At 71.2% G+C, this 18009-nt stretch carries 19 protein-coding genes; 4 read left to right on the top strand and 15 right to left on the bottom strand.

Annotation, left to right across the window (positions count from 1 at the left end; genetic code table 11):
* Nucleotides 1-19: 19 nt before the first annotated feature.
* The 4 genes from hisH to HD594_RS09240 are packed head-to-tail and all read right to left on the bottom strand — an operon-like array spanning nucleotide 20 to nucleotide 2813.
* Complete coding sequence (gene hisH, locus HD594_RS09255) at nucleotides 20-670, bottom strand: imidazole glycerol phosphate synthase subunit HisH (RefSeq protein WP_184750700.1); 651 nt, start codon at nucleotides 668-670, stop codon at nucleotides 20-22.
* Complete coding sequence (gene hisB / locus HD594_RS09250; protein ID WP_184750699.1) at nucleotides 667-1275, bottom strand: imidazoleglycerol-phosphate dehydratase HisB; 609 nt, start codon at nucleotides 1273-1275, stop codon at nucleotides 667-669. Before hisB ends, hisH begins: the two co-directional genes overlap by 4 nt.
* Nucleotides 1272-2357, bottom strand: a complete 1086-nt coding sequence (locus HD594_RS09245; protein WP_184750698.1) for a histidinol-phosphate transaminase — start codon at nucleotides 2355-2357, stop codon at nucleotides 1272-1274. The genes hisB and HD594_RS09245 overlap by 4 nt, the downstream gene beginning before the upstream one ends.
* A gap of 57 nt (nucleotides 2358-2414) precedes the next feature.
* Nucleotides 2415-2813, bottom strand: coding sequence for a LysM peptidoglycan-binding domain-containing protein (locus HD594_RS09240; RefSeq protein WP_184750697.1), 399 nt, complete (start codon nucleotides 2811-2813; stop codon nucleotides 2415-2417).
* A 259-nt stretch (nucleotides 2814-3072) separates the two neighbouring features.
* Here HD594_RS09240 and lexA point away from each other — a divergent pair, with 259 nt between their 5' ends.
* The 3 genes from lexA to HD594_RS09225 all read left to right on the top strand — a co-directional run bounded on the left by lexA (nucleotide 3073) and on the right by HD594_RS09225 (nucleotide 7227).
* The gene (gene lexA, locus HD594_RS09235) at nucleotides 3073-3768 is read left to right on the top strand and encodes a transcriptional repressor LexA (RefSeq protein WP_184750696.1); all 696 of its coding nucleotides are present in this window, start codon (nucleotides 3073-3075) and stop codon (nucleotides 3766-3768) included.
* 86 nt (nucleotides 3769-3854) lie between these two features.
* Nucleotides 3855-5240 (top strand): hypothetical protein, encoded by a 1386-nt coding sequence (locus HD594_RS09230; protein ID WP_184750695.1) that lies wholly within the window; start codon nucleotides 3855-3857, stop codon nucleotides 5238-5240.
* Nucleotides 5241-5316: 76 nt separating this feature from the next.
* A complete protein-coding gene (locus HD594_RS09225) occupies nucleotides 5317-7227 on the top strand; it encodes a S9 family peptidase (protein ID WP_184750694.1) in 1911 nt (636 codons plus the stop codon).
* Nucleotides 7228-7234: 7 nt separating this feature from the next.
* On the opposite strand, the gene hflX is transcribed toward HD594_RS09225, so the two are convergent.
* Nucleotides 7235-8761 (bottom strand): GTPase HflX, encoded by a 1527-nt coding sequence (hflX, locus tag HD594_RS09220; RefSeq protein ID WP_184750693.1) that lies wholly within the window; start codon nucleotides 8759-8761, stop codon nucleotides 7235-7237.
* 104 nt (nucleotides 8762-8865) lie between these two features.
* Here hflX and HD594_RS09215 point away from each other — a divergent pair, with 104 nt between their 5' ends.
* Nucleotides 8866-9507 carry a class I SAM-dependent methyltransferase gene (locus HD594_RS09215; RefSeq protein WP_184750692.1) on the top strand — a complete coding sequence of 214 codons (642 nt, stop codon included), beginning with the start codon at nucleotides 8866-8868 and terminating at the stop codon, nucleotides 9505-9507.
* A gap of 6 nt (nucleotides 9508-9513) precedes the next feature.
* Here HD594_RS09215 and dapF read toward each other — a convergent pair whose 3' ends face one another.
* The 10 genes from dapF to HD594_RS09165 all read right to left on the bottom strand — a co-directional run bounded on the left by dapF (nucleotide 9514) and on the right by HD594_RS09165 (nucleotide 17961).
* Nucleotides 9514-10386, bottom strand: a complete 873-nt coding sequence (dapF, locus tag HD594_RS09210) for a diaminopimelate epimerase (RefSeq protein WP_184750691.1) — start codon at nucleotides 10384-10386, stop codon at nucleotides 9514-9516.
* A gap of 54 nt (nucleotides 10387-10440) precedes the next feature.
* Nucleotides 10441-10863, bottom strand: a complete 423-nt coding sequence (locus HD594_RS09205; protein WP_184750690.1) for a GNAT family acetyltransferase — start codon at nucleotides 10861-10863, stop codon at nucleotides 10441-10443.
* Nucleotides 10860-11780 (bottom strand): tRNA (adenosine(37)-N6)-dimethylallyltransferase MiaA, encoded by a 921-nt coding sequence (gene miaA / locus HD594_RS09200; protein ID WP_184750689.1) that lies wholly within the window; start codon nucleotides 11778-11780, stop codon nucleotides 10860-10862. The genes HD594_RS09205 and miaA overlap by 4 nt, the downstream gene beginning before the upstream one ends.
* A gap of 103 nt (nucleotides 11781-11883) precedes the next feature.
* Nucleotides 11884-13437 carry a tRNA (N6-isopentenyl adenosine(37)-C2)-methylthiotransferase MiaB gene (gene miaB / locus HD594_RS09195; RefSeq protein WP_184750688.1) on the bottom strand — a complete coding sequence of 518 codons (1554 nt, stop codon included), beginning with the start codon at nucleotides 13435-13437 and terminating at the stop codon, nucleotides 11884-11886.
* A gap of 60 nt (nucleotides 13438-13497) precedes the next feature.
* Nucleotides 13498-14376, bottom strand: coding sequence for an ABC transporter permease (locus tag HD594_RS09190; protein ID WP_184750687.1), 879 nt, complete (start codon nucleotides 14374-14376; stop codon nucleotides 13498-13500).
* Nucleotides 14373-15299: an ABC transporter ATP-binding protein gene (locus tag HD594_RS09185; RefSeq protein WP_184750686.1), complete on the bottom strand. Its 927-nt coding sequence runs from the start codon at nucleotides 15297-15299 to the stop codon at nucleotides 14373-14375. Before HD594_RS09185 ends, HD594_RS09190 begins: the two co-directional genes overlap by 4 nt.
* Nucleotides 15300-15434: 135 nt before the next feature.
* Nucleotides 15435-16106 (bottom strand): regulatory protein RecX, encoded by a 672-nt coding sequence (locus HD594_RS09180; protein WP_184750685.1) that lies wholly within the window; start codon nucleotides 16104-16106, stop codon nucleotides 15435-15437.
* Nucleotides 16106-17161: a recombinase RecA gene (gene recA / locus HD594_RS09175; RefSeq protein WP_184750684.1), complete on the bottom strand. Its 1056-nt coding sequence runs from the start codon at nucleotides 17159-17161 to the stop codon at nucleotides 16106-16108. Before recA ends, HD594_RS09180 begins: the two co-directional genes overlap by 1 nt.
* Before the next feature lie 245 nt (nucleotides 17162-17406).
* Nucleotides 17407-17628, bottom strand: a complete 222-nt coding sequence (locus HD594_RS09170; RefSeq protein ID WP_184750683.1) for a DUF3046 domain-containing protein — start codon at nucleotides 17626-17628, stop codon at nucleotides 17407-17409.
* 24 nt (nucleotides 17629-17652) lie between these two features.
* Nucleotides 17653-17961: a helix-turn-helix domain-containing protein gene (locus HD594_RS09165; RefSeq protein ID WP_184750682.1), complete on the bottom strand. Its 309-nt coding sequence runs from the start codon at nucleotides 17959-17961 to the stop codon at nucleotides 17653-17655.
* Nucleotides 17962-18009 lie beyond the last annotated feature (48 nt).

Raw genomic sequence — 18009 nt, 5'->3', positions numbered from 1 at the left:
CTCCGCGGTGGGCACGAATTCAGAGAGTAGCCCCGTCGAGGCCCTCGATCCAATTGGCGAGCAGGCGGATGCCCGCCTCCCCCGATTTCTCCGGGTGGAACTGCGTCGCGCTGAGGGGTCCGTTCTCGACGGCGGCCAGGAACGGCGCGCCGTACGTGCACCACGTCAGCACGGGCGGCGTGAACGGGTGGATGACATCGAGCGACCAGTGCTGCGCGCCGTACGAGTGGACGAAGTAGAACCGCTCGTCCTCGATCCCGGCGAACAGCCGCGACCCCTCGCCGGCATCGACCGTATTCCACCCCATGTGCGGCAGGACCGGCGCATCGAGCTCCGTCACGGCGCCGGGCCACTCGCCCATCCCCTCGGTGTCGACGCCGCGCTCGACGCCGTGCTCGAAGAGGATCTGCATGCCGACGCAGATCCCGAGCACCGGGCGTCCGCCGGCGAGGCGGCGATCGATGAGCTCGTGCCCGCGGCTGGCGCGGAGCGCGTCCATGACGGCGCGGAAGGCGCCGACGCCCGGGACGACGAGTCCGTCGGCCTTCAGGACGAGATCGCGGTCGCTCGTGAGGCGCGCGTCGGCTCCGGCGGCGTCGAGCGCCTTCACGGCCGAGTGGACGTTGCCCGAGCCGTAGTCGAGCACGGCGACGACGGGCCGAGAGCTCACAGAGCGCCCTTCGTGCTCGGGATGCCCTCGACGAGCGGATCCAGCGCCTTGGCCTGCCGGAACGCCCGCGCGAACGCCTTGTACTCGGCTTCGGCGATGTGGTGCGGGTCGCGCCCCGAGATCACGCGCACGTGCACGGTGAGCGCGGCGTTGAAGGCGATCGCCTCGAAGGTGTGGCGCACGAGGCTGCCCGTGAAGTGACCGCCGATGAGGTGGTGCTCGAAGCCCGCCGGCTCGCCCTCGTGGACGAGATACGGGCGTCCGCTGATGTCGACGACGGCCTGCGCGAGCGCCTCGTCGAGCGGGACGAGAGCGTCGCCGTAGCGCGAGATGCCCGCCTTGTCGCCGAGCGCCTGCCGGATCGCCTGACCGAGCACGATGGAGATGTCCTCCACGGTGTGGTGGGCGTCGATGTCGGTGTCGCCCGAGGCGCGCACGGTCAGATCGGTGAGCGAGTGCTTCGCAAACGCGGTCAGCATGTGGTCGAAGAACGGCACGGTGGTGTCGATGCGGCTGCGGCCGGTGCCGTCGAGGTCGAGCTCGAGCTCGACGGTCGACTCGCTCGTCGCGCGCCGGAGCGACGCGGTGCGGGACCCTTCGTTCATGAGGCCGAGTCTATCGACGCGAGCGCGTCCAGGAACGCGGTCGTCTCCTCCTCGGTGCCGGCCGACACGCGCAGGTGGTGCGGGATGCCGATGTCGCGGATGAGGACGCCGCGCTCGTACAGGCGCTCCCACACCCGCGCGGGCTCGTCCACCCCGCCGAACAGCACGAAGTTGGACCACGACTCGTACGGCTCGTAGCCCAGCGCCTCGAGGGTCGCGGAGATGCGGTCGCGCTGGACGACGATGTCGTCGACCATCGCGAGCATCGTGTCGGCGTGCCCGAGGGCCGCGGTCGCCGCCGCCTGCGTCAGGGCGCTCAGGTGGTACGGCAGCCGGACCAGTCGCAGCGCGTCGATGAACGCGGGGTCGGCGGCGAGGTAGCCCACCCGGGCGCCGGCGAAGGCGAACGCCTTGCTCATCGTGCGCGAGACCACCAGCCGCTCGCGGCCCGGCAGCAGCGTCAGCGCCGACGGGACGTCGTGCGGCGCGAACTCGTGATACGCCTCGTCGACGATCACGATGCCGTCGGTCGCGTCGTACACGGCCTCGATGACGTCGAGCGTCATCGGGGTGCCGGTGGGGTTGTTCGGGGAGCACAGGAAGACGACGTCCGGCCGTGCTTCGCCCACCTGCTCGGCGGCGCTGACGGCGCTGACCGAGAAATCGGCTTCGCGCTCGCCTTCTCGCCACTCGGCCCCGGTCCCCCGCGTGAGCAGCGGGTACATCGAGTACGTCGGCGAGAAGCCGAACGCGGTGCGCCCAGGCCCTGCGAAGGCCTGCAGGATGTGCTGGAGCACTTCGTTGGACCCGTTCGCCGCCCAGATCTGATCCCGCGTCAGCCCGTGGCCGAGGTAGCCCGCGAAGGCCTCGCGCAGGCCCGTGAACTCGCGATCCGGGTACCGGTTCACCTCGCGCAGCGCGAGCGCGATCGCGTCGAGGATGTCGTCGGCGACCTCTTCGGGAACAGGATGGGTGTTCTCGTTGACGTTGAGCGCGACCGGCAGCGGCGCCTGCGGCGCTCCGTAGGGCTTGCGGCCGCGAAGATCGTCGCGGAGGGGCAGATCGTCGAGTCGAACGGTCATCCCGTCATCGTACGACCGCGCGATGCGCACGGACCGTCAGGTGACGATGCGTCGCGCTCACTGATCCGCCGAGTACTCCAGCGGGATCGCCAGCGTCTGACCCGCGCGCAGCACGCCGCCGTCGAGCGCGTTGAGGCGCGAGATCGCATCGACGACGTCGCGCGGGTCGGCCATCGGCGCGACCTCTTGCGCGATCGACCACAGGGACTCGCCCGGATCGACGGTGACCGTCTCGAAGGTTCCCGCGACGGCGCCGTCATCGCGACTCGCGAGCGCCGCGCCGCCGCCGATCACGGCGATCGAGAGCGCGACGGCGGCCGGAAGCGCCGCGATGGCCGCCAGCACACGACGGCCGCGCGGCGTCAGTCGCAGACGGGTGCGCGGCGACTCCGCGAACTGCGGCGCGAACCGGGCGCGACGACGTGCGACGGGAGTGGGGAAGCTGATCGCGGTCATTTCTCCTCCTGTGCAGGTGGGGAAGAGTTCGCATCCGCCGATCGGCCGGGAACGGCGGATGCGAACCTCTCTTCCGAAGTTATCTTCGATGTTCATGGGTGTCAAGCGGTCGATCCCGTTCCGTTCTCTCGAAGCGACACGCGGGCCGCACTCCGGGCGGATGCCCGAGGAACCGGATACGGTTTCGATAGCGACAGCCCACCACGGGCCTCCGACATTCGAAGACCGCTGCCGAAGACGGAGCGAGACAGGAGCCGACATGAGCGAGGCGAGCGGACGCGAGAAGGCGCCGGCAGACAAGCCGCAGACGCGGCGCCGCAAGAGCCTGAGCGACAAGCAGCTGGCGATCCTCGAGGTCATCCAGCGCTCGATCTCCCGGCACGGCTACCCGCCGAGCATGCGCGAGATCGGCGACGCGGTCGGACTCAAGTCGCTCTCGAGCGTCACGCACCAGCTGAACCAGCTCGAGCTGAGCGGCTACCTGCGCCGCGACCCCGGCAAGACGCGCGCGATGGAGGTCCTGATCGACCTGCCGGGGGCCGCAGCCGAGAACCCCGCCGACACCGCCCCCGCGCTCGGCGATGCCGCCCTCGTGCCGCTGGTCGGCCGCATCGCCGCGGGCGTCCCCATCACGGCGGACCAGCAGGTCGAGGAGATCTTCCCGCTCCCCCGCCAGCTCGTGGGCAAGGGCGAGCTGTTCATGCTCAAGGTCTCGGGCGAGTCCATGATCGACGCCGCGATCTGCGACGGGGACTGGGTCGTCGTGCGATCGCAGCCGACGGCCGAGAACGGCGACATCGTCGCCGCGATGCTCGACGGCGAGGCCACGGTCAAGACCTTCCGCCAGCGCGACGGTCACACGTGGCTGCTGCCGCGCAATTCCGCGTTCGAGCCCATCCTCGGCGACGAGGCCGTCGTGCTCGGGAAGGTCGTGGCGCTGCTGCGCGCGGTCTGACGGCCGCTCGGACAATCGGGACGTTGGGCCCGCGCGCCGCACCGCCCCGCCGCTAGTCTGACGTCAACGATCGGAAGGGGAGACCGATGGCGTCCGAGGTCGATGAGCTGCGCGCCGAACTGCAGGCGCTGCGCGAAGAGAACGCCCGACTCCGCGAGACCACCCCGCCACCGCCCGAGCACGCTGCGGCCGAACAGGCGCCACGGCGCAGCGGCTGGTGGCGCGCCCTCATCTCGGCGGTGTGCATCGTCCTGGTGGGGATCCTCGTCCCGGTCTCGATCGTGGGCACGTGGGCGCGAGCGCAGCTGGTCAGCGAGGACGCGTTCGTCGCGACGTTCGCTCCGCTGGCCGACGATCCGGATGTGCAGGCGCTCGTGATCGACCAGGCCACGACCGCCATCAACGACTCGCTCGACATCGAGGGCGTCACGGACGACCTGTTCGACGGCCTCCAGAGCCTCGATCTGCCTCCTGCCGCCATCACGGCGCTGGGGCTGCTGCGCGCACCGGCCGCCGCAGGGGTGGAGAGTCTCATCGACGCCGGGGTCACCCGGATCGTCGAATCCGAGGTCTTCCCCACGGTCTGGCGGACTGCTCTGGTCGCGAGCCACCGCGCGCTCGTCGCCACCGCGACGGCAGACGACACCGGCGCCGTGACCATCGACGACACCGGAACCCTCGGCATCCAGCTGGGGCCGATCATCGACGAGCTCAAGACGCGGCTGGTGGATCAGGGGATCGGGATCGCGAGCATGATCCCGACGATCGACACGACCATCGTCATCGTGCAGTCCGACGCGCTCCTGCTGGTCGGCGCCGTGTACAGCATCGCCGACACCGTCGGGTGGTGGCTGCCGTTCATCGCGCTCGGCCTCATCGCGGTCGGCATCCTCGTCGCGCGCCGGCGGGCGACCGCGACGCTCGGCGTCGGGATCGCGCTCACCATCGGCGCGGCGACGCTGGCGATCGCCCTCACCGCCGCCGGCGCCGTCCTCGGGCTCAATGCACCCGCGCTCGGCGTCCCCACGCGGACGCTCGACGCCATCTACTACACGGTCGTCGGGGCCATGCGCGACACGGCCGTGGTCTTCACGTTCCTCGGCATCGTCATCATCGTCGCCGCGTGGCTGGGTGGGCGATCGGCATCCGCCCGGCGCGCTCGGGGATTCTCCGACTCGCTCACGACCAGCGCGCGCCGGTCGCTGCGCACCCGCGGCATGAACACCGGTTCCTTCGGCGACTGGCTCTACACGCAGCGCGTACTCGTGCGGGTCGTGATCCTCGTCCTCGCGATCGTGCTGCTGTTCGCCCTTCGTCCGCTGTCGATCGGCGACATCGTCCTGACCGTCATCCTGGCGCTGGTCGTGTGGCTCGCCGCCGTCCTGCTGCAGAAGCATCCCGACGACGGGATCGAGGCCGCCGAGACACCGACCCCCGCTGAGGAGGAGCCGGCGACCGTCGACGCACCATAGGCCGCCACGCGCTCGGCCGGCACCAGGCCGATGCCGCGCGACACGTCGAGCACCGTGCGAGGCGTAGCGTGGAGGCATGTCGCAGGTGCTGCCGTTCGGATCCTGGCCGTCCCCTCTCTCCGCCGCCGACGTCGCCGTCGCGTCGGGCCGTGTCGAGGGAGCGCGCTTCGTCGGTGACGAGGTGTGGTGGGGCGAGACCGTCCCCGACGAGGGCGGGCGGACGGCGGTGCGCCGCCTGACCGCATCCGGCGGCATCGAGGACGTCCTCCCCGCTCCCTGGAACGCGCGCTCGGGCGTCCACGAGTACGGCGGCGGGGCGTGGACCACGACCGCGGACGGCACGCTGGTGTTCGTCGAGAAGGCCGATCAGCGCGTGTGGGCGCTCGAGCCCGGCGGCGCACCCTGGCCCCTCACGCCCGAAGCCGGCGACACGCGCTACGGCGGGCTGACATACCAGCACGGCACGCTGCTCGCGGTGCGCGAGCAGCACGGCGACGCCCGCGTCCCGGCGCGAGACATCGTGACGATCGCCTTCGACGGCACGGGAGCCGAGCACCTGGTCTCGGACAGCGACTTCCTCGCCCAGCCGGCGCTCTCCCCCGGCGGCACGCACCTCGCGTGGATCGCGTGGGACCACCCCGCGATGCCGTGGGACCGCACCGAGCTGCGCATCGGACGCATCGTGGACGGGACCGTCGCCGAGTGGACCGCCATCGCCGGCGGCGAGACGGCGCCGCTGCAGCCGACATGGCTCGGCCCCGACGAGCTCGTCTACCTGGACGACCCGACCGGACGGTGGAACGTGTGGAGCGTCCGCCTGTCGGCGGGACTCGACCGTCATGCGGTCGCCGCCGCCGACGCCGACACCGGCGGCCCCCTGTGGGTGCTGGGGCTGCGGTGGTACGCGCGCCTGGCCGACGGCAGGATCCTCGCCGTCCGCACGAACGGAGCCGACCGGCTCGTCGTCCTCGACCCGTCGACCGACGGCGAGCGCACGATCGACACGCCGCTGTCGGCGGGGCTGAACGTCGAGGACGTCCAGGGCACCAGGGCGCTCGTCACCGGCGCCGGCCTCGACCGCCCCGGCGGGCTGTGGCTCGTCGACGTCGACGCCGATCCGGCCACGACGCCCGTGCGCGGGGGCGAGAGCCCGTGGGGCGCCGAGTGGATGGCACGGCCCGAGGCCGTCACCTACTCGGGCCCGCGCGGACCGGTGCACGCGTTCCGCTATCCGCCCACGAATCCCGAGGCACAGGCCCCCGAGGGTGAGCTGCCCCCGTACGTGGTGTTCGTCCACGGCGGCCCGACCACGCACGTCGGCGGCGCGGCCAGCGCCAAGATCGCGTACCTCACCAGCCGCGGCATCGGCGTGCTCGACGTCAACTACGGCGGGTCGACCGGGTACGGACGCGACTACCGCGAGCGGCTGCTCGGCGAGTGGGGCGTCGTGGACGTCGAGGACGTCATCGCCGCCGCCCGGGGACTCGCCGCGGCCGGTCACGCCGACCCGGCCCGCATCGCGATCGCGGGCGGCTCGGCGGGCGGTTGGACGGTGCTGTGCTCGCTCGTCGCGTCGGACGTCTTCGCCGCGGGCGTGAGCCGCTACGGCGTCGCGGATCTGCGCTCGCTGCTGGAGGACACCCATGACTTCGAGTCGCGGTACCTCGACAGCATGGTCGGGCCGATGCCCGCATCCGCCCATGTCTACATCGAGCGGTCGCCGCTGAACCGCCTCAAGCGGCTGTCCACCCCGCTGCTGATCGAGCAGGGACTCGAGGACGCGGTGGTGCCGCCGTCGCAGTCCGAGCGCGTGCGCGACGCCCTCGCCGCCGCCGGCATCCCGCACGCCTACCTGGCGTTCGAGGGCGAGGGGCACGGCTTCCGGCGCGCCGAGACGGTCGTGGCGACACTCGAGGCCGAGCTGTCGTTCTTCGGCCAGATCCTCGGGTTCGAGCCCGCGGAGGTGCCGGCTCTGACGCTGGAGTGAGCCGGGCTCAGACCAGGTAGTCGGCGAGCTTGGCGGCCAGGTACGCCGACACGTGGGCGTGCACCGCGGTGCCGCCCTCCTCATGCGCCTGGGTGACGATGATGCCCTGCTCGTGGATCGCCGACACCAGGTCGCCGCGGTGGTACGGGATGAGCGCGCGCACCTCGACCGCCGGCAGCGGCAGGCGGTCCTCGACCACGGCGCGCAGGTCGACCACGCCCTCACCGGTCCGGGAGGAGACGAACACCGCGTCGGGCTCGAGCCCGCGCAGCACGAGCCGCGTGTCGGGGTCGATCAGATCGGCCTTGTTGAAGACCACGATCTCGGGGATGTCGCGCGCGCCCACATCGCCGATCACGTCGCGCACGGTCGACAGCTGCGCGGCGGGGTCGGGGTGCGAGCCGTCCACCACGTGGACGATCACGTCGGCATCCGCCACCTCCTCCAGCGTCGAGCGGAACGCCTCGACGAGCTGGTGCGGGAGATTGCGGACGAACCCGACGGTGTCGGTGAGCGTGTAGACCCGTCCGTCCTCGGTCTGGCTGCGGCGCACGGTCGCGTCGAGCGTCGCGAACAGCGCGTTCTCGACGAGGACGCCGGCGCTGGTGAGGCGGTTGAGCAGACTCGACTTGCCGGCGTTGGTGTAGCCGGCGATCGCGACCGACGGGATCGTGTTGCGCTTGCGCTCGGCGCGCTTGGCCTCGCGCGCCGGCCCGAAGTCCTTGATCTGCCGACGCAGCTGCGCCATGCGGGTGCGGATGCGACGCCGGTCCAGCTCGATCTTCGTCTCACCGGGTCCGCGCGAGCCCATGCCGGCGCCGCCGGCGCCCACCTGGCCGCCGGCCTGACGCGACATCGAGTCGCCCCAGCCGCGCAGGCGCGGGAGGAGATACTCCAGCTGCGCGAGCTCGACCTGCGCCTTGCCCTCGCGGCTCTTGGCGTGCTGGCTGAAGATGTCGAGGATCACCGTCGTGCGGTCGATGACCTTGACCTTGACGACGTCCTCGAGCGCGCGTCGCTGGCTCGGGGCGAGTTCGGTGTCGGCGATGACGGTGTCGGCGCCGACGGCGGCGACCACGTCGCGCAGCTCCTCGGCCTTGCCGCGGCCGACGTACGTCGCGGGGTCCGGGTGCGGACGTCGCTGCAGCACACCGTCGAGCACGACCGCGCCCGCGGTCTCGGCGAGGGCGGCGAGCTCGCGCAGCGAGTTCTCGGCATCCTCCTGTTCGCCCTGCGGATGCACGCCCACCAGGACGACGTTCTCCAGGCGCAGCTGGCGGTACTCGACCTCGGTGACGTCCTCGAGCTCGGTCGACAGCCCCGGCACGCGCCGCAGCGCCGCGCGCTCCTCGCGATCCCACTGATCGCCGTCGGTGTCGCCGCCGCGTGCCGTGGTCACATCCTGCAGCGCCTGCGCCGACCCGAACACGCGCACCCCCGACCGCGCCTCCGCGTGCGACAGCACGCGATCCACCGGATCCACCGGGTCGACCGGCGTCTCGTCGGTGCTCGGGGTGGAGGTGGTGTCGGTCATGAAGTCCTTTCGACGACGTGCGTGCGGCGCGGATGCCGCACACGCGGGCATCCGTCGATTCTACGCTCCCGCACGTGGGGTGACCTCCGCTACGCTCGTCAGCCATGGGGAGCGACCACTATTTCAGCGCGTCGCCCGCCAGCGCCGAGAACCTCCGCCGCATCCGGGTGTCACTGGCCGGTCGTGACGTCGAGGTGACGACCGCCGCGGGCGTGTTCAGTCCCGACCACCTCGACACCGGAACCGCCGTGCTCCTGGCGCACACGCCTCCCCCGCCGGCCGGCGGCCACTTCCTCGACCTCGGCTGCGGCTGGGGTCCCATTTCGCTGAGCCTCGCGATGGACTCCCCGCACGCGACGATCTGGGCCGTCGACGTCAACGAGCGGGCGCTCGACCTGGTGCGCCGCAACGCCGCCGACCTCGGCCTCGACAACATCAACGCCGTCACGCCCGACGAGGTCCCCGAGCATGTGTCGTTCCGCACGATCCGCTCGAACCCGCCGATCCGCGTCGGCAAGGACATGCTGCACGAGCTGCTCGAGACCTGGATCCCGCGACTGGACGAGCGCTCCGACGCGTGGCTCGTCGTGGCCCGCAACCTCGGCTCGGACTCGCTGCAGCGGTGGCTGACGGCGACGTTCGACGACGGCTACAGCGTCTATCGCGCGGCCACCGGGCGCGGCTTCCGCGTGCTGAAGATCCGCCGCCACGGGTCTCCCCCGACGAGGCCGATCGTCCTGCCCTGAGTTCGCTCAGGCGAGCGTGACCTGCCCCGAGTAGACGAGGGTCGCCGGCCCCGACAGCAGCACGTGCTGCTCGCCGTCGACCTCCACCATGCGCACGCCCAGCGTTCCGCCGGGGACGTCGACGCGCCAGTGCGTGGGCGCAGCCGGCCCCGCCCACTCGCGAACGGCGAGGGCGGCTGCCGCGACCCCGGTGCCGCACGAGAGCGTCTCGCCCACGCCGCGCTCGAAGACCCGCATGCGGATCGAGCCGACGCCGTCGCGCACGAGCGGATCGGCCGGCACCACGAATTCCACGTTCGCGCCGTGTTCGGGCTCGGGGTGCAGCTGCGGCAGGGCCGTGAGGTCGAGCGTCTCGAGCTCCCGCTCGTCGGGCAGCGCCACGACGACGTGCGGGTTGCCGAGGTCGATCGACATGCCCGGGCGCGGAGCGCCGATCCCGCGGGCGCGCACGAGCACATCGCCCGGGTCGATGCGCCAAGCGCCGAGGTCGACCTCGAACCCGAGGTCGCTGGGGGTCACCGTCTTGACGCCCGCGCGCGTGCCGATCTTCAGCGGCTCGTCGCCGAACTGCGCGAGTCCCGCGTCGACGAGGTAGCGCGCGAAGACGCGCACGCCGTTGCCGCACATCTCGGCGATCGAGCCGTCGGCGTTGCGGTAGTCCATGAACCACTCGGCGCCGGCCGCGGCCGCCGCAGCTCCGGCGTCGATGTCGCGCGAGCGGACGACCCGCAGGATGCCGTCACCGCCGATGCCGAAGCGCCGGTCGCACAGGATCGCGACGTGGTCGGCGGTGAGGTCCAGCTCCCCGTCCGTGTCGGGGACGATCACGAAGTCGTTCCCGGTGCCGTGGCCTTTGGTGAAGGGGACGGTGCGCGCCATGCCGTCCAGCCTACGGTGCGCCGGCGGGCGTGAACGCCGCCCTCCGGGCCGGCTTCAGTCGGCGATGAGGCGCTTGCCGGTCGCCCACGTCTCGAAGTGCTCGTAGCCGAGCGACTCGTAGAACCCCTGTGCGACGCCGTTCTCGGGACGCACCATCAGGTTCACCTTGGGGCAGCCCATGTCGAGCAGCCGCTCCTCGGCCTCTTCGACGAGAGCACGGGCGATCCCCTGCCCCCGGCGAGCGGGGTCGCTGGCGAGGTAGTAGATCCAGCCGCGGTGCCCGTCGTAGCCGGCCATCACCGAGCCGACGACTTCGCCGGCGTCGACGGCGACGAGGAACAGCTCGGGGTGCACGGCGAGCTTGCGCCGGATGTCCTGGTGCGGGTTGTTCCACGGACGGGTCAGCCCGGTGGCCTGCCACAGCGCGATGACGGCCTCGGTGTCGGCGATCTGGAAGGTGCGGATGTCGACGGTCATGCCGCTGAGTCTGCCAGGGCGGAGGCATCCGTCCCAGGGTCAATCCACGTGATCTCGGGATACCGCTTGAACCACGACACCTGGCGGCGGGCGTAGCGACGCGTCAGCGCCTGGGTCTCGGCGATCGCCTCGGCCTCGGTCTGCTCGCCCGCGAGCTCGGCCAGCGCCTGCGCGTAGCCGATCGCACGACGCGCGGTCACGCCGTCCTCGAGACCGGACTCGCGGAGCCGCTCCACCTCGTTCAGGAGCCCGTCGCGCCACATCCCCTCGACCCGCGCATCCAGGCGCGCCACGAGCTCCTCACGCGGAACCGCGACGCCGATGATCGTCGTCGGCTCGCGCCACAGCACGGGCTCATCGGGAAGCGCGGCGCCGTGCGTGCGCTCGCCGAGCTCGAGCACCTCCAGCGCGCGCACGATGCGCCGCCCGTTGCGAGGGTCCACGCGCTCGGCGGTCACCGGGTCGGCCTCGCGCAGCCGCGCGAACATCACGCCGGGCCCCTCCGCCTCGAGCTCGGCCTCCAGGCGCGCGCGGACGCCTTCGTCCCGCGGCGGGAAGCGGAAGTCGAACAGCACGCTCGACACGTACAGCCCCGAGCCGCCGACGAGGATCGCATCCGCGCCGCGCGCGTGGATCTCGTCGATCGCGCGGCGGGCAGTGGCCTGGTACCAGGCGACCGCGGCGTCGTCGGTCACGTCCAGCACGTCGAACAGATGGTGCGGGATGCCGCGGCGCTCGTCGACCGGCAGCTTCGCCGTCCCGATGTCCATGCCGCGGTACAGCTGCATGGCGTCGGCGTTGACGATCTCGGCCGGCCGGCCGCGCGCGGCGAGTGCCTCGGCGAGGTCGAGCGACAGCGCGGTCTTGCCCGTGCCCGTGGCGCCGACGACCGCCCACAGGCGCGGAGTCGTGGTCACGACGTGCCCCGCTCACACGACGGCGGCAGGATCCGGCATCCGCGGCACCGATCGATGGCGCGGATGCCGCGGACACCTGCCATCACGGTGTGCGGAAGCGAGGTCACGAACCGATGCGCAGCGTCGGGATGCCCAGGCCCACCATGCGGCGGCCGTCCTCGCCGACGGGCATCGGCGCGGGAACGCCGCAGGACTCCGCCTGCGAGCGGTCCCATGCATCGCCCGACCGCGTGCGGCGGATGCGCAGCGGCGCTCCGCTCGGCGCGTCCGCGAGCAGGTGGAACGGCGCGGCGTGGGTCACGACGACCGAGACGATGTCTCCGGGGCGCGGCACGTCGGAGCCTTCCGGCGCCTCGAAGTGCACGAGGCGGTTGTCCTCGGCGCGCCCGGTGAGGCGGTGCGTCTCGGCGTCCTTCTTGCCCTCGCCCGTCGACACGAGCACCTGCAGCTCGCGGCCGAGCTGCTTCTGGTTCTCCTCCAGCGAGATTCGCTCCTGCAGCGCCACGAGACGCTCGTAGCGCTCCTGCACGACGGCCTTCGGCACCTGGTCCTCCATCGTCGCGGCGGGCGTGCCCTCGCGGATGGAGTACTGGAACGTGAACGCGCTCGCGAAGCGGGCCTGCTCGACGACGCGCATCGTGTCCTCGAAGTCCTCGTCGGTCTCACCGGGGAAGCCGACGATGATGTCGGTCGAGATGGCCGCGTGCGGGATCTTGGCGCGCACGCGGTCGAGGATGCCGAGGAACCGCTCGCTGCGGTAGGAGCGGCGCATCGCCTTGAGGATGCGGTCGCTGCCGGACTGCAGCGGCATGTGCAGCTGCGGCATGACCGCGGGGGTCTCGGCCATCGCATCGATGACGTCGTCGGTGAACGCGGCCGGGTGAGGGCTCGTGAAACGGATGCGCTCGAGGCCCTCGATCTCGCCGGCGGCGCGCAGGAGCTTGCCGAACGCCTGGCGGTCGCCGAACTCGACCCCGTAGGAGTTGACGTTCTGGCCGAGGAGCGTGACCTCCATGGCGCCGTCGTCGACGAGCAGACGGATCTCGTTCAGGATGTCGCCGGGTCGGCGGTCCTTCTCCTTGCCCCGCAGGCTCGGGACGATGCAGAACGTGCACGTGTTGTTGCAGCCGACCGAGATCGACACCCAGCCGCTGTAGACGCTGTCGCGCTTGGTGGGCAGCGTCGAGGGGAACACCTCGAGCGACTCGAGGATCTCGAGCTCGGCCTCGTCGTTGTGACGGGCACGCTCGAGCAGGCTCGGGAGGGACCCCATGTTGTGCGTGCCGAAGACGACGTCAACCCACGGCGCCTTCTGCTGGACGACCTCTTTGTCCATCTGCGCGAGGCAGCCGCCGACGGCGATCTGCATGCCGTCGTGCTTGTCCTTGCGGGACTTCAGGTGTCCGAGCGTGCCGTAGAGCTTGCCGGCGGCGTTGTCGCGCACGGCGCAGGTGTTGATGACGACGACGTCGGCCTCTTCGCCCGCGTCGACGCGGACGTAGCCGGCGCTCTCGAGCGAACCGGACAGCCGCTCGGAGTCGTGGACGTTCATCTGGCAGCCGAACGTGCGCACCTCGTACGTGCGCGCGCGGCCGTCGACGTCGGTCGCGGCCTCGGAGGGCGCGATGAGCGTCGGTGAGCTGGAGGGGGTCGACATGATGGATGCCATTCTACGAGCGGATGCCGGAAGGACGGCTGAGTACGGCGGAGCGGGCCCTCAGCGCATGCGCGCGCGGATCCGCAGCGCCGACAGGACGGCGCACACGACCGCGACGACCAGGAGGACGACCACGACGAACCAGTCCGGCACCGCCCAGTCGCCGATCGTGAGGTCGAGACCGAAGAACGTGCGGAGGGTCTCCTCGGCGCCCGGCGCGTCGGCGACGATCACCGACAGGTTGTCGGCGGCGAATTCCCGGCGCAGCAGCATGCCCGCCTGCGCGAACGGCAGGGCGGAGAGGCCGGACGCCACGCCGCCCGGCAGAAGACCCATGGGAAGGTAGGCGGCAGCGATGAATCCGAGCACGGTTCCGACGATGGTCGCGAGGCCCGAGAAGGCGCCGCTGGTGCGCACGAAGCTGGCCAGCAGCGCGGCGAGCGAGGTGAACGACACGCACGAGAGCACCACGATGCCGAGGCTGCGCAGGATCGCGTCCACCGGCATCCACGCGTCGCGGAGGATGCCGAGGTAGAGCAGCGCGACGGCGAAGACGATCAGGGACATCACCAGGGAGATGATGATCGCCGCGATGAGGTAGCCGAGGACGAGCTGGCCGCGGCGCAGCGGGGCGACCAGGAAGTCGCGGAACCGGCCGGTCTGACCGTCGTCCACGAGCGTCGAGAACCCGCCGAGCCCGGTCGTGACCGTCGTGATCAGGACGATCCCGGCGAACATCCAGCTGTCGACGAAGACCTGCACCTCGTCGGCGGTCGCGCCCGGGAGGTTCGCGGCGAGATCGGCCGTCTGCAGGTTGCTGAGAAACATCGTGTACAGCCCGAACAGGATGATCGCGCCCAGCAGCGAGAAGAACACGTTCAGCCGGTCGCGGAAGAACAGCCGCAGATTGCGCACGGCCAGCGCCCAGACGACGCTCACGAGTCCTCCCCCGTGGCCGCGCGGCCGGTCAGGGCGAGGAACACATCGTCCATTCGGCCGTGGCGGAACTCGAAGTCGAGCACGTGGGCGCCGTGGCGGGCGAGCAGGTCGCGGGCGAGGCCGGCGTGCGGAACCGCGATCTGGACGCGCCCGCCGTCGACGGCGGGATCGGCTCCCGCCGCGCGGGCGAGGGCGTGAAGGCCCTCGACGTCGTCGCTGGTCACCGTGAGCAGGCTGCGACTGTGCGCGGCGCGGAGCCGTGTCGGCGTGTCCTCGGCGATGATCCGGCCCTCGTCGATGATGCACACGCGGTCGGCCTCCTCGGTCTCCTCCATGTAGTGCGTCGTGAGGAAGATCGTGAAGCGGCCGTCTCCGCGCAGCTCGTGCAGGGTGTTCCAGACCACGGCGCGGCTGCCCGGGTCGAGCCCCGCCGTCGGTTCGTCCAGGAAGAGCAGCGAAGGTTCGTGAACGAGGGCGCGCGCGATGTCCGCGCGGCGCCGCTGACCGCCGGACAGCTTGCCGTACCGGCGGTCGAGGAAGTCGCCCAGACCGATGAGCTCGGCCAGTTCGCCGATGCGCGTGTCCACTCGCCCGGGCGCCACGCCCGACAGGCGCGCCCGCAGCCGAAGGTTCTCCCGCGTCGTGAGGATCGGATCCTGAAGCGATTCCTGGAACACGACGCCGATCGTGCCGCGGACGCGATCGGCGTCCCCGCGCACATCGTGCCCCTCGACCCGGACCTCGCCGGCGTCGAACGGGAGGATCGTGGTGAGGCAGCCGATCGTCGTGGATTTGCCGGCGCCGTTGGTGCCGACGAACGCGAAGACGCTGCCCTCGGGAACGGTGAACGAGATGTCGTCCACCGCGACGGTGTCGCGGTACGACTTGGTGAGATGGTCCACCTGGACGGACAGTGCCGCCATCGCCCCTCCCCTGCGGTCAGCGGCAACGCTACCGGCGGTGCCGTCCGCCCGCACGGACCAAAGTCCCGCGTCCGGCGCGGCTTCGACGCCGGCCGCACGGCACGCGAGGCGCAGCGCGTCGGTCGCTCGGCGGCCTCAGTCGAAGCGCACGCCCGATGACGACCCGCGACGCTCGGCGAGTGCCTGGCGCGCGGCCTCGGTCGCAGCCGACCCGCCGTACCCGCGTCGCGCGAGCTGGCCGAGCAGCCGCCGGAGCGCCGCCGTCTCGTCGACGCCATCGAGGCGCCGCGCGCGATCGCGGGCGAACGCGAGCGCGCGTTCGGCCTCGTCGTCGGGCATGGCATCGAGGGCGGCATCGGCGACGTCGCGCGGGACGCCGCGCGACGAGAGTGTCATCGCGATGACCTGCCGGCCCTGTCCCTTGCGCTCGGTGCCGATGCGGACGATCTGCTCGGCCAGCCGGGCGTCATCCAGATAGCGGCGGTCGACGAAGTCGCCCAGGATCCGCTCGACCTCGTCCTCCGCGACCTCTCGCTCGACGAGGAACGTCCGCGCTTCGACGACCGACAGCTCACGCGCGGCGAGCTTGCGCACGAGCGCCTTCTCGGCCCCGGCTGCGATCGTGGCCGGGTCGGCAGGTTCGGGCGACGTGTCGCTCGAACCTGGGCGCTCCGGCTCGGGCATCTCCTCGAACATGACCCGCCGGCCGCCGGGCCGGGCAGGCGCGCGCTCGCCACTGCCCGGGAAGAGGGGGATGACGGGGGCGAGCCGGTCGGACTCGCCCCCGTCTTCGACGAAGTGGACCATCAGGCCGGGCGACGTGCCGCCAGCTCGTCCTTCGCGGGAGCAGCGTCGGACTGCTTCGGCTGCCCGACGCCGAGCTTTGCGAGGATCTTCGATTCGATTTCCGCAGCCACATCGGGGTTCTTCAGCAGGAAGTTGCGGGCGTTCTCCTTGCCCTGGCCCAGCTGCTCTCCGTCGTAGGTGTACCAGGCACCCGACTTCTTCACGATCGCGTGCTCGACGCCGAAGTCGATGAGGCTGCCTTCGCGCGAGATGCCCACGCCGTAGAGGATGTCGAACTCCGCCTGCTTGAACGGCGGCGCCATCTTGTTCTTGACGACCTTGACGCGCGTACGGTTTCCGACGGCGTCCGAACCGTCCTTCAGCGTCTCGATGCGACGGATGTCGAGGCGGACCGACGCGTAGAACTTCAGCGCCTTTCCACCCGCGGTCGTCTCGGGCGAACCGAAGAAGACGCCGATCTTCTCACGCAGCTGGTTGATGAAGATCGCGGTCGTCTTGGTCTGGTTCAGGCCACCGGTCAGCTTGCGCAGCGCCTGCGACATCAGTCGCGCCTGCAGACCCACGTGCGAGTCGCCCATCTCGCCGTCGATCTCGGCCTTCGGCACGAGCGCGGCGACCGAGTCGATCACGACCAGGTCGATCGCGCCGGACCGGATCAGCATGTCGGCGATCTCGAGCGCCTGCTCACCGGTGTCGGGCTGCGACACGAGCAGCGCGTCGATGTCGACGCCGAGCTTCTGCGCGTAGTCGGGGTCGAGCGCGTGCTCGGCGTCGATGAAGGCGGCGATGCCGCCGGCCTTCTGCACGTTGGCGATCGCGTGCAGCGTCAGCGTCGTCTTACCCGAGGACTCGGGTCCGTAGATCTCGATGATGCGGCCTCGCGGGAGTCCGCCGACGCCGAGCGCGACGTCGAGGGCGATCGAGCCGGTGGGGATGATCTCGACCGGGGCGCGCTCGTCGCTGCCCAGTCGCATGACCGTTCCCTTGCCGAACTGACGATCGATCTGAGCGAGAGCCGAATCGAGGGCTTTGTCGCGGTCAGCGGGTGATGGCATGGCGTGCTCCTCCTGCACTTCATCGATTCCGTCGCCTGTAGGCTGTCGCGCTCTGCCCCGGAATGGAGCGGATGCTGCGACAAGGCGTGGGATGTCTTCCGACACCGCTCACAGTACGAAGGGCCTCCGACATCGGTCGGCGGAACCGTCGAACTGTGGACGGAGAGTCCGGGGACATCCGCTGTGCAGGAGCCTAGGCGAAGATCGAACGGATCTTCGACGACACGCCGCGTCGAAGACGCGGTTCAGCGACGCGGTTCGAGACGGCCCACGCCGTAGCGGCGGGCCGGGGGGACATCGGTCTCGGCGCACAGCGCCAGCCAGACCTCGCGCGGCGGAATGCCCGCCGCAAGACCCTCGGCCGCGGTCAGGCTGCCGATGCCCGGAAGCGCCAGATCGACGACCAGAGAGGATGCGCTCGCACCGAACTCGTCGGCGACGGCGCGCTCGAACTCACTGCGTCGCATGGACCGCCAGACGCTCGCAGCCGGTCAGCGCAGCGACAGCTCGGCGTCGACCGAGGCCACCAGGTCGTCGGGAACCACGTCGGGGAAGGTCTGCAGACCCTCGAGCACCGAGAGGCGGTCGCCGACCTCGCGCATGATGGTCGAGATGGGGACGTCCAGGGCATCGGCCACCGACGCGAGGATCTCGCTCGAGGCTTCCTTCTGGCCACGCTCGACCTCGCTCAGGTAACCGAGGGCGACGCTCGCCTTGCTCGCAACCTGACGGAGGGTGCGACCCTTCTGCTGGCGGAAGTCACGAAGCACCTCGCCGATCTCTTGCCGTACCAGGATCATGGGTCCCCTCCTCACTGCCGATTCCCTGTCCTCTGGGTGGATAACGGT

The organism is Microbacterium thalassium (genome assembly GCF_014208045.1).
Taxonomy (GTDB): Bacteria; Actinomycetota; Actinomycetes; order Actinomycetales; family Microbacteriaceae; genus Microbacterium; species Microbacterium thalassium.
This window is presented reverse-complemented; position numbering and strand designations above follow the sequence as displayed.

What these genes read in the sequence shown, in the direction of transcription:
- miaB (WP_184750688.1), bottom strand. Translation starts at nt 13,437, where the DNA reads ATGTCGACCCCCTCCAGCTCACCGACGCTCATCGCGCCCTCCGAGGCC.
- HD594_RS09205 (WP_184750690.1), bottom strand. Translation starts at nt 10,863, where the DNA reads ATGACCGTCGACATCCGCACCTTCCAGATCGCCGACACCGAGGCCGTC.
- HD594_RS09185 (WP_184750686.1), bottom strand. Translation starts at nt 15,299, where the DNA reads ATGGCGGCACTGTCCGTCCAGGTGGACCATCTCACCAAGTCGTACCGC.
- hflX (WP_184750693.1), bottom strand. Translation starts at nt 8,761, where the DNA reads ATGACCGACACCACCTCCACCCCGAGCACCGACGAGACGCCGGTCGAC.
- HD594_RS09170 (WP_184750683.1), bottom strand. Translation starts at nt 17,628, where the DNA reads ATGCGACGCAGTGAGTTCGAGCGCGCCGTCGCCGACGAGTTCGGTGCG.
- HD594_RS09240 (WP_184750697.1), bottom strand. Translation starts at nt 2,813, where the DNA reads ATGACCGCGATCAGCTTCCCCACTCCCGTCGCACGTCGTCGCGCCCGG.
- HD594_RS09245 (WP_184750698.1), bottom strand. Translation starts at nt 2,357, where the DNA reads ATGACCGTTCGACTCGACGATCTGCCCCTCCGCGACGATCTTCGCGGC.
- HD594_RS09215 (WP_184750692.1), top strand. Translation starts at nt 8,866, where the DNA reads ATGGGGAGCGACCACTATTTCAGCGCGTCGCCCGCCAGCGCCGAGAAC.
- HD594_RS09165 (WP_184750682.1), bottom strand. Translation starts at nt 17,961, where the DNA reads ATGATCCTGGTACGGCAAGAGATCGGCGAGGTGCTTCGTGACTTCCGC.
- HD594_RS09180 (WP_184750685.1), bottom strand. Translation starts at nt 16,106, where the DNA reads ATGGTCCACTTCGTCGAAGACGGGGGCGAGTCCGACCGGCTCGCCCCC.
- dapF (WP_184750691.1), bottom strand. Translation starts at nt 10,386, where the DNA reads ATGGCGCGCACCGTCCCCTTCACCAAAGGCCACGGCACCGGGAACGAC.
- hisB (WP_184750699.1), bottom strand. Translation starts at nt 1,275, where the DNA reads ATGAACGAAGGGTCCCGCACCGCGTCGCTCCGGCGCGCGACGAGCGAG.
- HD594_RS09225 (WP_184750694.1), top strand. Translation starts at nt 5,317, where the DNA reads ATGTCGCAGGTGCTGCCGTTCGGATCCTGGCCGTCCCCTCTCTCCGCC.
- HD594_RS09230 (WP_184750695.1), top strand. Translation starts at nt 3,855, where the DNA reads ATGGCGTCCGAGGTCGATGAGCTGCGCGCCGAACTGCAGGCGCTGCGC.
- recA (WP_184750684.1), bottom strand. Translation starts at nt 17,161, where the DNA reads ATGCCATCACCCGCTGACCGCGACAAAGCCCTCGATTCGGCTCTCGCT.
- lexA (WP_184750696.1), top strand. Translation starts at nt 3,073, where the DNA reads ATGAGCGAGGCGAGCGGACGCGAGAAGGCGCCGGCAGACAAGCCGCAG.